This window comes from Sporolactobacillus pectinivorans, from assembly GCF_002802965.1.
GTDB lineage: Bacteria > Bacillota > Bacilli > Bacillales > Sporolactobacillaceae > Sporolactobacillus > Sporolactobacillus pectinivorans.
The window spans coordinates 1,869,632-1,885,377 of record NZ_NXGA01000001.1; the positions used below are offsets into that span (position 1 = coordinate 1,869,632).

The following is a 15,746-nucleotide window of genomic DNA, read 5'->3' on the forward strand; positions in this document are numbered from 1 at the left end:
GGGATTTGAAGGAATAGAAGGGAGCAATGCTTTCATGTTCAGAACAATAAAAGAATTAGTCGATCAGGCGGAAACGGCCAATCTGTCCATTTCAGAAATTATGATTCAGTCGGAAATGGAGACGACTCAAAACAGCCGAACAGATATTTTTGCAAAAATGGAAAAAAATCTTCAGGTCATGGAAAAGGCTGTTGAAAGGGGGATTCATGAAGAAATTCGCTCTCATTCAGGGCTGACCGGAGGAGATGCCCGGCTTCTGCAAAGGTATACGCAGTCCGGAAAGTCCTTATCCGGTAATGTCCTTCTTGACGCAGTCAGCAAAGCAATGGCGACCAATGAAGTCAATGCTGCCATGGGCATAATCTGTGCCACGCCTACAGCCGGTTCAGCAGGAGTTGTTCCAGGTACACTTTTTGGGCTTCAAGATCGCCTGAATCCAACCCGTGATCAGATGGTGCGTTTTCTGTTTACTGCCGGAGCTTTTGGATTTGTCATTGCAAACAATGCATCAATAGCCGGAGCTGCCGGCGGTTGCCAGGCCGAAGTAGGCTCCGCTACCGGCATGGCCGCCGCAGCGACTGTTGAACTGGCAGGGGGATCGCCTGAACAATCTGCTGATGCAATGGCGATTGCGCTTGGAAATATGCTCGGATTGATTTGTGACCCTGTGGCGGGACTGGTGGAAGTCCCTTGTGTTAAGAGGAATGCAATTGGCGCTTCTACAGCTATCGTTGCCGCCGATATGGCACTTGCAGGCATTAAAAGTAAAATTCCGTGCGACGAAGTCATCGACGCAATGTATCAGGTCGGGCGATTGATGCCTGCCGCTTTCAGAGAGACGGCACTTGGAGGACTCGCAGATACTAAAACAGGAAGGGCGCTCAAGCAGCGTATTTTTGGCGGGAACTCAAATGTACACAGACCGGCGCTGAAGGAAAAATGACCGTTCCCGACAAAACTTCCCAGATCAGTAAAGTCAAGGGAGTCGGGCCGTCCGTTGCGGAGACCCTGAAACAGCTTGGAATCGAGTCGCTTGATGATCTTTTCTGTTATTTTCCTTACCGGTACGACAATTATGAAGTTCAGGATCTGGAAAAAACAGATATCGGCGATCATGTGACTGTGCAGGGAAAAGTCCAGAGTGAACCGGTTCTTTCTTTCTATGCGAAAAAGAGATCCAGGCTTGCGGTCCGGATCCTTACGGGTCGTAGCCTGATTACAGTCACTGCTTTCAACCGGCCTTATTTAAAGAAAAAATTGAATCTGGGGGACGAGGTGACGGTTACCGGGAAGTGGGATAGAAACCGTGCCGAAATTACCGCAACTGAATTTCACTGCGGTATTCAAAATTTTACCGAACAAATTGCCCCGGTTTATCCAGTCAAAGATGGAATGACAGTCAAACGCCTGAGAGGCATCGTCAGGCAGGCTTTTAATCAGTTCCCCGATAAGATACAGGAAACGCTGCCTCAGAATATCATGAGAGAATATCGACTCATGGGACGGAAAGATGCCATCCGTGAGATACACTTTCCAACTGGAAGAGACGCTTTGAAACAGGCAAGACGTCGCCTTGTCTACGAAGAATTTCTGAATTACGAACTTAAAATGCAAAGCTACAAACAGATAAAACGGAATTCAAACGGAGGGACGCAAATAGATATCCGGATGGAAACAATCCGTTCATTTATCCGTGCCCTTCCGTTTCCATTGACACGTGCGCAGGAACGGGTTGTCAACGAAATTCTGGCCGATATGGCCTCGGGCTTTTCGATGAATCGCCTGTTGCAGGGGGATGTCGGTTCCGGAAAAACTGTTGTTGCCGCCATAGCTCTGTATGCGGCGGTTACAGCCGGTTTTCAAGGCGCTTTGATGGCACCTACTGAAATTCTGGCAGAGCAGCATGCTGACAGCCTGCAAAAATTGTTCGAACCTTTTTCTGTTTCTATTGCGCTTCTGACTGGAAACGTTCATGGAAAAGAAAGACGCCTGCTCCTTGAAGAACTGCAGGAAGGCCATATTGATATATTGGTTGGCACGCACGCACTGATTCAGGATGATGTCCTCTTTTCCAGGCTGGGCCTGGTTGTTACGGACGAACAGCACCGCTTTGGCGTCGAACAAAGGAGGCGGCTCCGTGTCAAAGGAAAAGATCCGGACGTTCTATATATGACGGCAACTCCGATTCCGCGAACCCTGGCACTTTCAGTATTTGGTGATATGGATGTCTCAACAATTGATGAACTGCCGGGGGGGAGAAAATTAATTCGAACATACTGGGTCCGCCACGAAATGATGGACCGGGTGATCCGATTTATAGAGAAAGAGCTCAGACAAGGCAGACAGGCTTACGTGGTCTGTCCACTGATTGAGGAATCTGAACAACTGGATGTCCAGAATGCCCTTGACATGCACGCGGAAATGGTCCGGAAACTTCCCGGCTTCAGAGTGGGGCTAATGCATGGCAAACTCTCCAATGAGGAGAAAACAGAAGTCATGAACGGATTTAAAGAAAGAAGCATCCAGGTCCTGGTCTCTACCACTGTTATTGAGGTGGGTGTTAATGTCCCCAATGCGACGCTGATGGTGATTAACGATGCCGACCGTTTTGGCCTCTCTCAGCTTCACCAACTACGTGGACGTGTCGGACGCGGAGAACACCAGTCCTATTGTATCTTGATCGCAGATGCACGATCGGAAACAAGCAGGGAAAGAATGAGGCTGATGACCGAAACGACGGATGGTTTCAGGCTTTCGACTTTTGATTTACAACTGCGCGGACCAGGTGATTTTTTCGGGAAAAAGCAGAGCGGGCTTCCTGCATTTAAACTGGCTGATATGGTTCACGATTACCGGACGTTGGCTGCGGCAAGGGATGATGCCTCTAAACTCGTGAAAAATCCGCGCTTTTGGAAAGACGAGACCTATTTTCTTCTGCGGCGTCCTCTGATTGAAGCGGGCATACTTGATCATGCATTTCTTGATTAAATTGAAACCTTGATTGAATGAGATTCGTATCTAGTGCGGCAGGCTTCAGGAAGATGAGACCAGGGCACCGGCCACGAGGCTACTCTAGAGAATGAGGTTATGGTATACTTACTGTTATTACCTAGTCTTAAAAATGGCGGTGTCCATGCGATGAGAAAAAACAAGCAGGAACGGCAGGAAACGCTGAAGCAAACCATTGCCGAGAATCCGTTTATAACAGATGATGAATTGGCCGGCCGGTTTTCAGTCAGTGTGCAGACCATAAGGCTGGACAGGCTGGAACTGTCCATTCCTGAGTTGAGAGAAAGAATTAAATATGTGGCAAAACGCCAGTTTGATGATGTCAAAGCGCTTCATGAAGATGAAGTCATTGGAGACATTGTAGATCTCCAGCTTGACGCATCAGCCATTTCCATCCTTGAAATCAATCAAAACCATGTGTTTTCACGGACAGGAATTGCGCGCGGGCATCATCTTTTTGCACAGGCCAATTCCCTGGCAGTGGCAGTGATCAATGATGATCTGGCATTAACATCCAAAGCTTCGATTCATTTCATTCGCCCTGTAAAAGCGGGAGAACGAGTTGTTGCCAAAGCGAAAGTCACGCAGAAAGAAAGAGTGCGTACGATTGTTGAAGTCAACAGTTACGTGGGGCAGGATCATGTCTTCAATGGAATTTTCACCATGTTTCGGTCCCATGGCGGCAAAGACAGACTTCAAAGCTAAAAAATTCTGTGCAAGAAATATAAAGCTTTTTTGTTTTTATAGAGTAGTGATCCATTTTGGAGGGGGTTATTTAATGGGCAAGACTGCTTTTGTTTTTCCGGGACAGGGGTCTCAGAGCGTTGGAATGGGCAGTGATTTAATTGCTGCTTTTCCTGAAGCACGCCGGATGTTTGAGTCAGCGGACAGGCGCCTTGGTTTTTCGCTGAGCGAACTGATCTTGAACGGGCCTGAGGAGAGGCTGCGGCTGACAGAGAACACACAGCCTGCACTCCTGACGGTCAGTGCCGTGCTTTATACTTTGCTGGCTGAGAAGGGAATCAAGGCCGATTTTTGTGCAGGGCACAGCTTGGGTGAATACAGTGCGCTCTTTGCGGCTGGCGTCTTTAGCTTTGAAGACGCGGTATTCGCAGTACGCAAAAGAGGAATGCTGATGGAAGCGGCTGTGCCGGCCGGACAGGGGGCAATGGCCGCCGTACTCGGGCTGGCTCCGGACTCTTTAAAAAATGTTTGCGAGAAGGTTACGGCGGAAGGAGAATCCGTTCAGCTGGCCAATCTGAATTCACCCGGGCAAATTGTCATTTCCGGGACAGTGAAGGGTGTTAGTGCTGCCTCGGAACTTGCGGAAGCAGCAGGGGCCCGTCGTGTTGTCCCGCTCGCGGTTAGCGGACCTTTTCACTCTTCACTGATGAAACCGGCTGCTGAAGAATTGAAAGAAGTACTGGATGAACTTCCTGTACGGAGCGCGCAGATTCCCATCATAGCAAACAGCACAGCTGATGCAGAAGAGACTGCCGCTGAAATACGAAGTCATTTGATTGAACAGCTTTATTCGCCGGTACGATGGGTTGAATCTATCGAGAAACTTGGGAAACTGGGTGTTGACACTTATGTTGAGGTTGGCCCGGGGAAGGTTCTATCCGGACTTATCAAAAAAATTCAGCGCGGAGCAACGATTTTGCAGGTGAATAATCTTGAGACTTTGAATGCTGTAGCTGAGAAACTTAAGGCAGGTGCGGATTAAAATGTTGCTTAAAGATAAAGTGGCGCTTGTAACAGGGGCCTCCAGAGGAATTGGCAGAGCCATAGCTTTGGAACTCGCGCGGGAAGGAGCTTCCATCGTCGTCAACTATGCCGGAAGCAAGGATCGTGCGGAAAAAACGGTCACAGAAATCAAAGATCTTGGCTCAGAAGCATTTACTTTTCAGTGTGATGTTTCAAATGAAACGGATGTTCAGTCCATGGTTAAAGCAACCATTGAGAAATTTGGACACCTCGACATTGTCGTCAATAACGCGGGTATTACACGAGACGGTCTCCTCGTGCGGCTTAAGGAAAAGGACTGGGATTCAGTTTTAGATACGAATCTAAAAGGCGTCTTTCTTGTCACAAAAGCTGCATTGCGGCCAATGATGAGACAAAGGCAGGGTAAAGTTATTAATATTGCCTCAGTCGTAGGTATTTTAGGTAATGCAAGCCAGGCAAATTACGTGGCCGCAAAAGCCGGAGTTATAGGGCTGACCAAGGCGACAGCCCGGGAAGTTGCCTCAAGAGGTATTACAGTTAACGCTGTTGCTCCCGGATTTATTATCACAGAAATGACCGATGAGCTCCCGGAACAAGTGAAGGAGAAAATGAAAAACGATATTCCATTAGGGAGATCTGGCACTCCTGAAGACGTAGCCAGGGTCGTGAAGTTTCTCGCATCGGATGACAGTAACTATATGACGGGGCAAACATTAAGTATTGACGGCGGTATGGCGATGCAATAAAATAATTGAGGTATGCTTGAAATATTTTGACTCAGACAATTTTTCCTGTTATTTTATTTTATGTGTCCTTGAGGGGAGGTGAAGACGTGGCAGAAGCAGATGTACTTGAACGTGTAAAGAAGATTGTTGTCGACAGACTTGGCGTTGATGAAGCAGATGTAAAACCTGAAGCCTCCTTCAAAGATGACCTGGATGCCGATTCTCTCGATATTGTTGAGCTTGTCATGGAACTTGAAGACGAATTTAATCTGGAAATTTCAGATGAAGATGCTGAAAAGATTCAGACTGTTGGCGATGTCATTACTTACATAGAGAATCATAAATCGTGACATGCTAACTTTCGAAAACCCCGTTTTGTAAAATTTTTATAATAACGGGTTTTTTTTTATCAGTTTACAAAAACTGATAACTGGATCAGGTTGACGCATGTGGAGGTGACGGTTCATGCCGGGTTTAAAAAAACCGGAAGATCGTGATAAAGAAACATCAGACAGGATCCATCGTTTCTTAAAAGATTTTTCTTTTGAATTTAAAGATGAAACTTGGTTATATCAGGCTTTTACCCATTCATCCTATGTGAATGAGCATCGCCGCGGATCTCAGGAAGACTACGAACGTCTGGAATTCCTCGGGGACGCTGTTCTGGAACTGATGGTTTCACAATATTTATTCAAAAATTTTCCGGACCTGTCTGAGGGGGATATGACAAAGCTGCGCGCGGCGATTGTCTGCGAACCCGGGCTGGTCATGTTTGCGACTTCTCTCTCCTTTGAGGAAATGATCTTCTTGGGACGCGGCGAAGAGGCAACAGGCGGCCGGAAAAGGCCGGGACTCCTGTGCGACGTTTTCGAGGCTTTTATCGGCGCACTCTATCTCGACCAGGGAATTGGTGATGTCAGTCGCTTTCTGGAGCGGGTTGTCTATCCGAAAATTAAAGATGGTACTTTTTCCCATGTGATGGATTTTAAAAGCCAGCTGCAGGAAACGGTCCAAAGAAAGAATCTTGGCGATATCGATTACGATGTGGTTATGGAAAAGGGGCCTGCGCACCAGCGGGAATTTTTATCCAAGGTTCTGCTGAACGGCCAGGTGATCGGTACCGGCAGGGGATCTTCGAAAAAAGATTCGGAACAAAGCGCTGCGCGTGAGGCGCTTAAGACAATCGCCGGGTAACAAAAACAGCCGAGAAATCCCGGCTGTTTTTGTTACTTTATTTAAAGAAGCCAAAAAGGGGACGGGGGGATCGGGATGTTTCTCAAACGGCTGGATGTTGCTGGTTTCAAATCATTTGCCAATAAAACATCTGTAGAGTTTGTTCCCGGTGTGACCGCAGTAGTAGGACCAAATGGGAGCGGCAAGAGCAATATTACAGAAGCAATCCGCTGGGTCCTCGGCGAACAATCCGCCAAATCTCTGCGGGGAACAAAGATGGAGGATATTATTTTTTCAGGCAGCGACGCACGGAAAGCTGTCAATATGGCCGAAGTCACGCTGACTCTGGATAACAAAGATCATTATCTTCCCTTTGATTACAGTGAGATCAGTGTGACTCGGCGCGTGTTTCGTTCTGGCGAAAGCGAATTCCTGCTTAATCGCCAAAGTTGCCGTCTTAAGGATATTATTGATTTATTTATGGATTCCGGGCTTGGCAGGGAAGCTTATTCTGTCATCGGCCAGGGCAAAATAGATGAAATATTAAATAGCAAGGCAGATGATAAGAGGAAAATTTTCGAAGAGGCCTCCGGCGTTCTTAAATATAAATTACGGAAACAGCAGGCCGAGAAAAAACTGGAAGATTCGGCAGACGATCTGAACCGGGTCGAGGACATTTTGCACGAACTTGAAGGCCGTCTTGAGCCGCTGGAAAAGCAAGCCTCCATCGCAAAAGATTATCTGGCAAAGAAGGATGAACTGAAGGAAGTGGACATTGCACTTCTTGCTCACGATATTGCAACAGTACATGCGGACTGGGAACAGGCGAAACAGCGGTCGGCAGAGCTTGCTGGTGAGAAAACAGCTTGTAACGGCAGGCTGGAGGAGAAGGAAAGACTTTTTCAGGAGGTAAGGCTCAGACTCGATCAGCTGGATCGCTCGATCGAAACAGATCAGGAAAGATTAGCCGTGCTGGGAGAAAATTTGGAGAAAATACTCGGACAGAAAGAAGTTATGGTAGAACGCCGGAAAAATGCCCAGAGTACTTCAGCTGAGTTGAAGGAACGCTTGTCCGCACTGGAAAAACAGCTTGACGGGGAACGTCAGGCACAAAAAACTGCCGAATATGCCTCTATTGTTGAAAATAATAAACTTGAAGAACTGCATCAGCTGCTGGCTCAAAAACAGTTTGATGCTGATGGACTCGATGAAAACCTGGACGACAGAATTGAACAGATTAAAAGCGACTATATAGAAATACTGAATCAGCAGGCCTCGATGCGAAATGAGCAGCACTACCTGACGGAACAGAAAAAAGTGCTGGAACAAAAGCGGAATCGTGTCGAGACAACTACCGAAGATGCGCGTATTCTTGTCGAAGCTGCACGAAGTAAAAAGCAGCAGATCGATCTTGAAATTAACCGGAAGGCGGACGAAGGGAAGAAGCTCCAAAAACTGCTGGCGGATGCCGACGCGGGTCTTACAGCAGGCCATAAGCGGTATGCGGCACAGAAAGACGGCATCGATAAAATTAATCGCTTTATTGACCAGGCTGTTTCCAAAAAAGAAATGCTGGAAGCATTGAAGGAAGATTATGCCGGTTTTTATCAAGGCGTAAGAACTGTCTTAAAAAACAAAAAGACCCTGGCCGGTATTTTCGGCGCGGTAGCAGAACTCATACGGGTCGATGAGAAATATCAGACGGCGATTGAGGTTGCACTGGGTGCGTCCTCTCAAAGTGTTATTGTTTCTGATGAAAAATCCGGCCGGCAGGCGATACAGTTTCTCAGGAACCACCAGGCGGGACGGGCGACTTTTTTGCCGGTTTCTGTGATGAAACCCCGTGCGATGCAGCGCAGTGATCGTTCAAAGATTGAGGGCGATCAGGCATTTGCAGGCATGGCGGATGAACTCGTCAGCTGCGAACCTGCATTTCGTCCGGTGATTGGGCATTTGCTTGGCACTGTCATCGTCGCCGATTCTCTTGAAGGAGCGAACCGGCTTGCCAAGGCGCTGGGTTATAAATATAGAATCGTTACGCTGACGGGTGATGTTGTTGCCCCCGGGGGAGCCATGACCGGCGGCAGTCTGAAAAAGAACCATGCAGGCCTGATCAGCCGTTCATCAGAAATCGAACTGATAACAAAACAGATACAGGAAATGCAGGCAAAACAGGTTCAGCTTCGTCAAGATTTTGCAGTGCTGAAAGACCGGATCGCAGCTGATGAGCTGAGTGCTGAAAATCTTCGCAAGAAGGTTCAGGTCGCTGCCGAAGCCTATCGCAGTCTGGAAAACGCTCTGCACGGAGCGGAGGCAGAAGAGAAAAACAGCCTGGACAAATACCAGCTGCTTTCAAGGGAAAATGGAGATTTTGCCACGGAACAGCAAAAGATCATTGCCCGTCTTGATGAAATCAACAATTCTCTGTCTGTTAATCAACAAAAGAGCGATGAAATGACGTCAACCATAGAACGGCTGACAGAGAGCCGGAAAAACCGGGATTCCTCCAGAGCTGCCCTTCAGACGGAGATCACTACGCTTAAGGTGCAGACGGCAGAACAAAGTCAGAAGACAATGCATCTGAAGGAGAAAGCAGATACAATCAGATCACATGTTGCCGATTTGGCGGCCAGTGCAAAGGCACTCAAATCTTCGATCAGCGACATTCACTCCGATATCGACCATCAGTCGCTTTCCAGTGAAGAATTGACTGCAAAGATTCAGCAAGAAAAAATGGACAAGCAGAAACTTGTTCAGCTTTTGGAAGAGAAAAAAAAGGAACGCCTTTCCGGACAGGAGCAGCTGTCCGCTCAGGAACGTGAAATCAAGGGAGAACGTGACAGGATCACAGGCCTGAGCGCAGCGCTTCAGGAAGAAGATGTAAAGCTTGGCCGTCTCGATGTTCAACTGGATCACCTGATCGATACGCTGAGGGAAGACTACCAGCTGACGTTTGAAGCGGCTAATGAAAACTATCATTTGAAAGTTGAACCTGAAGAAGCCCGTAAAAAGGTGAAATTAATTAAAAAATCTATTGAAGAACTTGGGACAGTAAATGTCGGTTCCATTGAGGAATATGAAAATGTATTGGAGCGTGAGCAGTTTCTTTCTGCTCAGAGAGAAGACCTGCAGAAAGCACGTCATACGCTGGAAAATGTAATGACTGAAATGGATCGTGAAGTGGAGCAGCGTTTTTCTGTAACGTTTGAAAAGATCCGTGGTCAATTTCAAAATGTTTTTCGCGAACTCTTCGGCGGCGGACGGGCCGATCTGAAATTGATCGATCCTGATGACTTGCTGAATAGCGGTATCGATATTCTGGCGGAACCGCCAGGTAAAAAATTACAGCGTCTTTCTCTTCTGTCCGGTGGTGAGCGAGCACTGACCGCCATTGCCCTGCTTTTTGCAATATTGAAAGTACGGCCAGTACCATTCTGTGTTCTGGATGAAGTTGAGGCGGCTCTTGATGATGCAAACGTTGATCGTTATGCGGAATTTTTAAAAAAATTCAGTGCGGAAACTCAATTTATTGTTGTCACTCACCGTCACGGTACAATGGAACATGCCGATGTGCTTTATGGTGTCACCATGCAGGAGTCGGGTATCAGCAAACTTGTTTCTGTACGTCTCGAAGAAACAGTGGAACTTCTGTCAACCGGAGGATAATTTTTACGGATGTTACAGGTGCCAATAAGAGCGAAGGAGGAAAATTGATGAATTTTTTTGGACGGGTAAAAAATAAAATTTCCGGAAGCACGGAAGCAGTCACCGAAAAATTTCGGAATGGGTTGGCAAAAACGAGAAAATCTTTTTCTGACAAAATGAATGATCTTGTCAAACGTTATCGTAAAATCGATGAAGATTTTTTTGAGGAACTGGAAGATCTTTTGATTGAGGCCGATGTCGGCGTCACGACTGTAATGGACTTGGTGGAAAAATTAAAAGATGAGTCACGATCACGGAATATTAAAGATACAGAGCAGCTAAAGGACGTCATTGCCGAGATTTTATCTGAATTTCTGACGCATGATGAACAGGAAACACAACTAAAGATGAATTCTGACGGCCTGACAGTAATTCTTATGGTTGGTGTTAATGGAGCTGGAAAAACAACCACGGTCGGGAAACTGGCAAGCCGGCTGAAAAGCGAAGGCAAATCGGTACTGCTTGCTGCGGCAGACACATTCCGCGCCGGTGCCATCGATCAGCTTCAAGTTTGGGGCGACCGTGCCGGTGTGGACGTGATCAGGCATCAGGAAGGATCTGACCCGGCTTCTGTTGTTTTTGACGCAATCAAAGCCGCGAAATCCAGAAAAACCGATGTTTTGCTCTGCGATACAGCCGGGCGCCTGCAAAACAAGGTTAATCTGATGAAAGAATTGGAAAAGATCAAGCGCGTGATCGAGCGCGAGTGCCCCGGGGCACCCCAGGAAGTTCTTTTGGTGCTCGATGCGACAACGGGACAGAACGCTTTAAACCAGGCAAAATTATTCCGCCAGGCATCAGATGTCACAGGGATTGTGCTGACAAAACTTGACGGCACTGCCAAGGGAGGTATCGTTCTCGGCATTCGTCATGAACTGGATATTCCGGTCAAATTGATCGGGCTCGGAGAAAAAATCAATGACCTGCAGACATTTAACGCTGACGCGTTCATTTACGGTCTTTTCTCTGATTTGTTCCATGAACCTGATCCTACAGACCATAGCGAAGCCTGATTTGGATTTTGGTTAGGTGTTAAGAAAATAACTTGACAGGCTGAATCTGTTCCTGTAAAATTAGCCAGTAAAGTAAATTGCCTTTACAGTCAAGGGGATTTCGCGATGCTTGAGAAGATTTTAAGAGTCAATGCCCTATATGATTTTTATCAGCCGCTTCTTACCCCTAAACAGCAGGAGTATCTGGATCTTTACTATCTCAACGATTTTTCACTCGGTGAAATTGCTGAAAGTTGCCATGTCACGCGTCAGGCGGTTTATGATAATCTGAAACGCGCGGAAAAGACACTTGAAGCGTTTGAGGAGAAATTGGGGCTTTTTCGGAAATACCACTCCCGCATTGCGCTCATTAGTGAGCTGAGGGAACGGGTTGCTGAACTGGGCGGTGAAGAGCGTCAAAAGTTAGATTCGGTTCTTGACAGGCTTGAGAAATTGGATTAGGAGTGAGAAGTATGGCATTTGAAAGTCTTGCAGACCGGCTGCAGGCGACGATGAAAAAAATCCGCGGCAAAGGCAAAGTTTCCGAAGCTGATGTCAAGCAGATGGCGCGTGAAGTCCGTCTTGCCCTTCTTGAAGCCGATGTCAATTTCAAAGTGGTCAAATCGTTTGTCAAACGGGTTCAGGAACGTGCTGTGGGGCAGGAAGTGATGAAAAGCCTGACTCCTGGCCAGCAAGTCATCAAAGTCGTTCAGGAAGAACTGACCGAGCTGATGGGCGGAGAGCAGACCAAACTGAACCTGGCCCTGAAACCACCGACCGTCATCCTTTTCGTAGGCCTCCAGGGTGCCGGAAAGACGACATCTGCAGCCAAGCTCGCCAATTATATCCGAAAAACGCACAATAAAACGCCGCTGATGATTGCTGCCGATATTTACCGCCCTGCAGCGATCAAGCAATTGCAGACGCTTGGCAGTCAGCTGGACATACCGGTTTTTTCGCTTGGCGATCAGGTCAGCCCTGTTGAAATAGTCAGGCAGGGGCTTGAGCAGGCAGATGCAAAGCACAATGACTTAGTCTTGATTGATACTGCCGGCAGGCTTCATGTAGATGATGCGTTGATGGACGAACTGGAACAAATCAAAACCGTCAGTCACCCGGATGAAATTTTTCTTGTCGNTGGAACAAATCAAAACCGTCAGTCACCCGGATGAAATTTTTCTTGTCGTTGATGCAATGACCGGTCAGGATGCGGTAAACGTGGCGAGCACATTTAATGAGCGTCTGGATCTGACTGGTGTGATCATGACAAAGCTTGATGGCGATACTCGTGGCGGTGCTGCGCTGTCGATTCGTTCGGTCACAGGGAAACCGATCAAATTTGTCGGCATGGGCGAAAAAATGGATGCACTTGAGCCCTTTCATCCTGACCGGATGGCTTCCCGAATTCTCGGCATGGGCGATGTGCTGTCACTTATTGAAAAGGCTCAGGCTTCTGTTGATGCGGAACAGGCTAAGGAAATGGAACAGAAGCTGCGCTCAGTGAGCTTCACTCTGGATGATTTTCTGAGTCAAATCGGTCAGATCAGAAAGATGGGGCCGCTTCAGGATCTGCTCTCCATGATGCCCGGTGCTAGCAAGCTTAAAGGCATGAAGAATATGCAGGTTGATGAAAAAAAAATCGACCAGGTTGAAGCCATGATTCGTTCCATGACCGTTCAGGAAAAGAATGATCCGGATATTATCAATGCAAGTCGCAGAAAGCGAATCGCACTTGGCAGCGGTACATCTATCACTGATGTCAATCGGCTGTTGAAGCAGTTTAAGGACATGAAGAAAATGATGAAACAGTTTATGGGTAAAGGCAAGAAACGCAGTAATCCTTTTAACATGCCGTTCATGTAAACATGGACCGTTTGGAAAAACAAAAATTAATAGATTAGAATCAGGAAGGTGTTAAGAATGTCAGTTAAAATTCGTCTGAAACGTATGGGAGCAAAGAAACGTCCTTTTTACAGAGTAGTTGTTGCTGATTCACGTGCACCGCGTGACGGCCGCTTCATCGAAGAAATCGGGACCTATAATCCGGTTTCTACACCAAAAGCTTTTAATGTTGACGAAGATAAAGCCCTTGATTGGCTGAAAAAGGGCGCTCAGCCGTCAGATACGGTCCGTAATCTCTTTTCAAACAAAGGGCTTATGGAGAAATTTCATAATTACAAGCTTCAAAAATAAGGAGCATGGAGCGGATTCGAAATGGAGGAATTGATCAAAACCCTCGTTACCCCGCTCATTGAAAGGCCTGAACAGATTCAGATTCAGAAAGTTGAGGATGCCGGCCGTGTGACCTATATCCTGACTGTCGCAAGGCAGGATATGGGCAAAGTCATCGGTAGAAACGGGCAGGTTGTATCGGCCATCCGAACCGTAATTTCTGCTGCAGCGCGCGCGGAAGGAAAAAATGTGCATTTTCTGGTCCGAGAATAGGCCATGAGAAAAAAGGGAAGGGGAAATGACCCTTCCCTTTTTTATACACTGCACTGCATATAAGCGTTTAGTGGGAAGCGGGGCAGGCCTCAACCGGCGTTTTCTTTATATTACACAGAGAGTGGTCTGAGCGCATTGTGTAGAAGATGAAGAAAAACATGGCATAATAATTGAAAGAATGTGTTTTTCAGAAAGTTATTTAAAGGAGGAACACACGTGACTGAGTGGCAGTATGTCGGGAAAATTGTCAATACGCGAGGCATTAAGGGAGAAGTTAAAGTGATCAGCATGACTGATTTTCCAGAAGAACGTTTTGCAAAGGGTGCAGTACTCTATGTTCACGATGAGAAAACCTCATCTTATCTGCCGCTTTCTGTGACCAATCATAGCCGTCATAAACAATTTGATTGCCTGACTTTCGAGCATTACCGATCCATTAATGATATTGAAAAATATAAGGGTGCTTCCCTTTTTATACCAAGAGAACAGTTGTCGGAGCTCAAAAAAGGCGACTTTTATTATTTTCAGATTATTGGTTTGGATGTCTTTGCCGATGATGGGGCGCATTTAGGGAAAATTGTAGAGATTTTGTCTCCGGGCGCCAATGATGTATGGGTTGTCCGCTCGGCCGGAAAAGATATTTTGATCCCTTATATTAAGGACGTAGTCAAGCACGTCGACGTTGAAAACAAGCGGGTGACTGTGCATCTGATTCCGGGGTTGATTGATGATGAGAATTGACATCCTTTCTTTATTTCCTGAAATGTTTCCGGGTGTCCTGAATGGATCCATTCTTGGAAAGGCATCGGAAAAGAGAGCAGTTTCCTTTCATGTAACGGATTTTCGCCATTTTACGACGAATAAGCATCAAAAAGTGGATGATTATCCGTTCGGTGGTGGTGCGGGGATGGTTCTGATGCCACAGCCACTTTTCGATGCGGTTGATGCCGTTTGTGCCGGAGACGGGGCCACACCGCGTATTATTCTGACCTCTCCCCAGGGAAAGCCTTTTACACAGAAAGACGCTGAAAATCTTTCCAAAGAGAAACGGCTAATTTTTATATGCGGGCACTACGAGGGTTTTGACGAGCGGATACCCAGGCACTTAGTAACGGATGAATACTCCATTGGAGACTTTGTGATGACTGGCGGTGAGCTGGCGGCGATGGCAATGATTGACAGCATTGTCAGGCTTCTCCCGGGAGTTCTTGGCAATGACACGTCCGCTGTAACAGATTCCTTTTCGGACGGTTTGCTCGAACATCCCCATTATACCCGTCCCGCAGATTTTCGCGGAATGAAGGTGCCCGAAATCCTTCTCTCCGGCAATCATGAATGGATCGCTGAATGGCGCCATAAAGAATCATTGCGGCGGACTTTTCAGCGGCGGCCGGATCTGCTGAAGGACAGGCATTGCTCAGATGAAGAAAAAAAGTGGCTTGAAGAATTTAAACAGGCAAAAGAAATACCTCATCAACATAATATGTAACTTGCGTACAGGCGCTCTTTTGTGGTATTATGTAACTCGTGGCAATTTAAAGTTGATGACGATGTTCCGCTGCATTCATCAGGATTGTAAGAGCATTTGTATGGAAGGAGGCCATGATCGTTATGTCAAATATTATCGATGAAATCACAAACGAACAGCTGCGTTCGGATGTTCCGGATTTTAGACCCGGTGATACACTGAAAGTTCACGTGAAGATCACTGAAGGGACGCATGAACGTGTTCAGGTGTTCGAAGGCGTTGTGATCAAGCGCCATGGCGGTGGAATCAGCGCAACATTCACTGTGCGCAAGATTTCTTATGGCGTGGGTGTTGAACGTGCTTTCCCTGTTAACTCGCCAAAGATTGATAAAATCGAAGTCGTGCGTTACGGTAAAGTTCGCCGTGCCAAACTTTATTACCTGCGTAATCTCCGCGGGAAAAAGGCGCGTATTAAGAGCAGATAATCAGTCCTTTTTAAGT

15 protein-coding genes and 1 pseudogene are annotated in these 15,746 nt (G+C 46.9%); all 16 read left to right on the forward strand.

What is annotated here, in order from left to right:
- The first annotated feature begins 34 nt into the window (after positions 1-34).
- Positions 35-943, forward strand: a complete 909-nt coding sequence (gene sdaAA, locus COP04_RS08925) for an L-serine ammonia-lyase, iron-sulfur-dependent, subunit alpha (RefSeq protein WP_100487649.1) — start codon at positions 35-37, stop codon at positions 941-943.
- A complete protein-coding gene (recG, locus tag COP04_RS08930) occupies positions 940-2,988 on the forward strand; it encodes an ATP-dependent DNA helicase RecG (protein ID WP_100487650.1) in 2,049 nt (682 codons plus the stop codon). Before sdaAA ends, recG begins: the two co-directional genes overlap by 4 nt.
- 150 nt (positions 2,989-3,138) lie before the next feature.
- On the forward strand, positions 3,139-3,714 hold the full coding sequence (gene fapR, locus COP04_RS08935; protein WP_100487651.1) for a transcription factor FapR: 576 nt from the start codon (positions 3,139-3,141) through the stop codon (positions 3,712-3,714).
- Positions 3,715-3,787: 73 nt separating this feature from the next.
- On the forward strand, positions 3,788-4,735 hold the full coding sequence (gene fabD, locus COP04_RS08940; protein WP_100487652.1) for an ACP S-malonyltransferase: 948 nt from the start codon (positions 3,788-3,790) through the stop codon (positions 4,733-4,735).
- Position 4,736: 1 nt separating this feature from the next.
- Positions 4,737-5,483, forward strand: coding sequence for a 3-oxoacyl-[acyl-carrier-protein] reductase (gene fabG, locus COP04_RS08945; protein WP_100487653.1), 747 nt, complete (start codon positions 4,737-4,739; stop codon positions 5,481-5,483).
- Between the two features lie 86 nt (positions 5,484-5,569).
- A complete protein-coding gene (locus COP04_RS08950; RefSeq protein ID WP_100487654.1) occupies positions 5,570-5,812 on the forward strand; it encodes an acyl carrier protein in 243 nt (80 codons plus the stop codon).
- A 115-nt stretch (positions 5,813-5,927) separates the two neighbouring features.
- Positions 5,928-6,656 (forward strand): ribonuclease III, encoded by a 729-nt coding sequence (gene rnc, locus COP04_RS08955; protein ID WP_100487655.1) that lies wholly within the window; start codon positions 5,928-5,930, stop codon positions 6,654-6,656.
- Between the two features lie 75 nt (positions 6,657-6,731).
- Positions 6,732-10,301, forward strand: a complete 3,570-nt coding sequence (gene smc / locus COP04_RS08960; protein ID WP_100487656.1) for a chromosome segregation protein SMC — start codon at positions 6,732-6,734, stop codon at positions 10,299-10,301.
- Between the two features lie 47 nt (positions 10,302-10,348).
- Positions 10,349-11,353 (forward strand): signal recognition particle-docking protein FtsY, encoded by a 1,005-nt coding sequence (gene ftsY / locus COP04_RS08965; protein ID WP_100487657.1) that lies wholly within the window; start codon positions 10,349-10,351, stop codon positions 11,351-11,353.
- A gap of 105 nt (positions 11,354-11,458) precedes the next feature.
- Positions 11,459-11,794 carry a putative DNA-binding protein gene (locus COP04_RS08970; RefSeq protein WP_100487658.1) on the forward strand — a complete coding sequence of 112 codons (336 nt, stop codon included), beginning with the start codon at positions 11,459-11,461 and terminating at the stop codon, positions 11,792-11,794.
- Between the two features lie 11 nt (positions 11,795-11,805).
- A pseudogene (locus COP04_RS08975) lies at positions 11,806-13,195 on the forward strand (signal recognition particle protein).
- A 57-nt stretch (positions 13,196-13,252) separates the two neighbouring features.
- Positions 13,253-13,525 carry a 30S ribosomal protein S16 gene (gene rpsP, locus COP04_RS08980; RefSeq protein WP_100487659.1) on the forward strand — a complete coding sequence of 91 codons (273 nt, stop codon included), beginning with the start codon at positions 13,253-13,255 and terminating at the stop codon, positions 13,523-13,525.
- Positions 13,526-13,546: 21 nt separating this feature from the next.
- Positions 13,547-13,777 (forward strand): KH domain-containing protein, encoded by a 231-nt coding sequence (locus tag COP04_RS08985; protein ID WP_100487660.1) that lies wholly within the window; start codon positions 13,547-13,549, stop codon positions 13,775-13,777.
- Positions 13,778-13,993: 216 nt separating this feature from the next.
- Positions 13,994-14,518 carry a ribosome maturation factor RimM gene (rimM, locus tag COP04_RS08990; protein ID WP_100487661.1) on the forward strand — a complete coding sequence of 175 codons (525 nt, stop codon included), beginning with the start codon at positions 13,994-13,996 and terminating at the stop codon, positions 14,516-14,518.
- On the forward strand, positions 14,508-15,266 hold the full coding sequence (gene trmD / locus COP04_RS08995; RefSeq protein ID WP_100487662.1) for a tRNA (guanosine(37)-N1)-methyltransferase TrmD: 759 nt from the start codon (positions 14,508-14,510) through the stop codon (positions 15,264-15,266). Before rimM ends, trmD begins: the two co-directional genes overlap by 11 nt.
- 122 nt (positions 15,267-15,388) lie before the next feature.
- Entirely contained in the window at positions 15,389-15,730 is a 342-nt protein-coding gene (gene rplS / locus COP04_RS09000; protein WP_100487663.1) for a 50S ribosomal protein L19, read from the forward strand.
- The last annotated feature ends 16 nt before the right edge of the window (positions 15,731-15,746 follow it).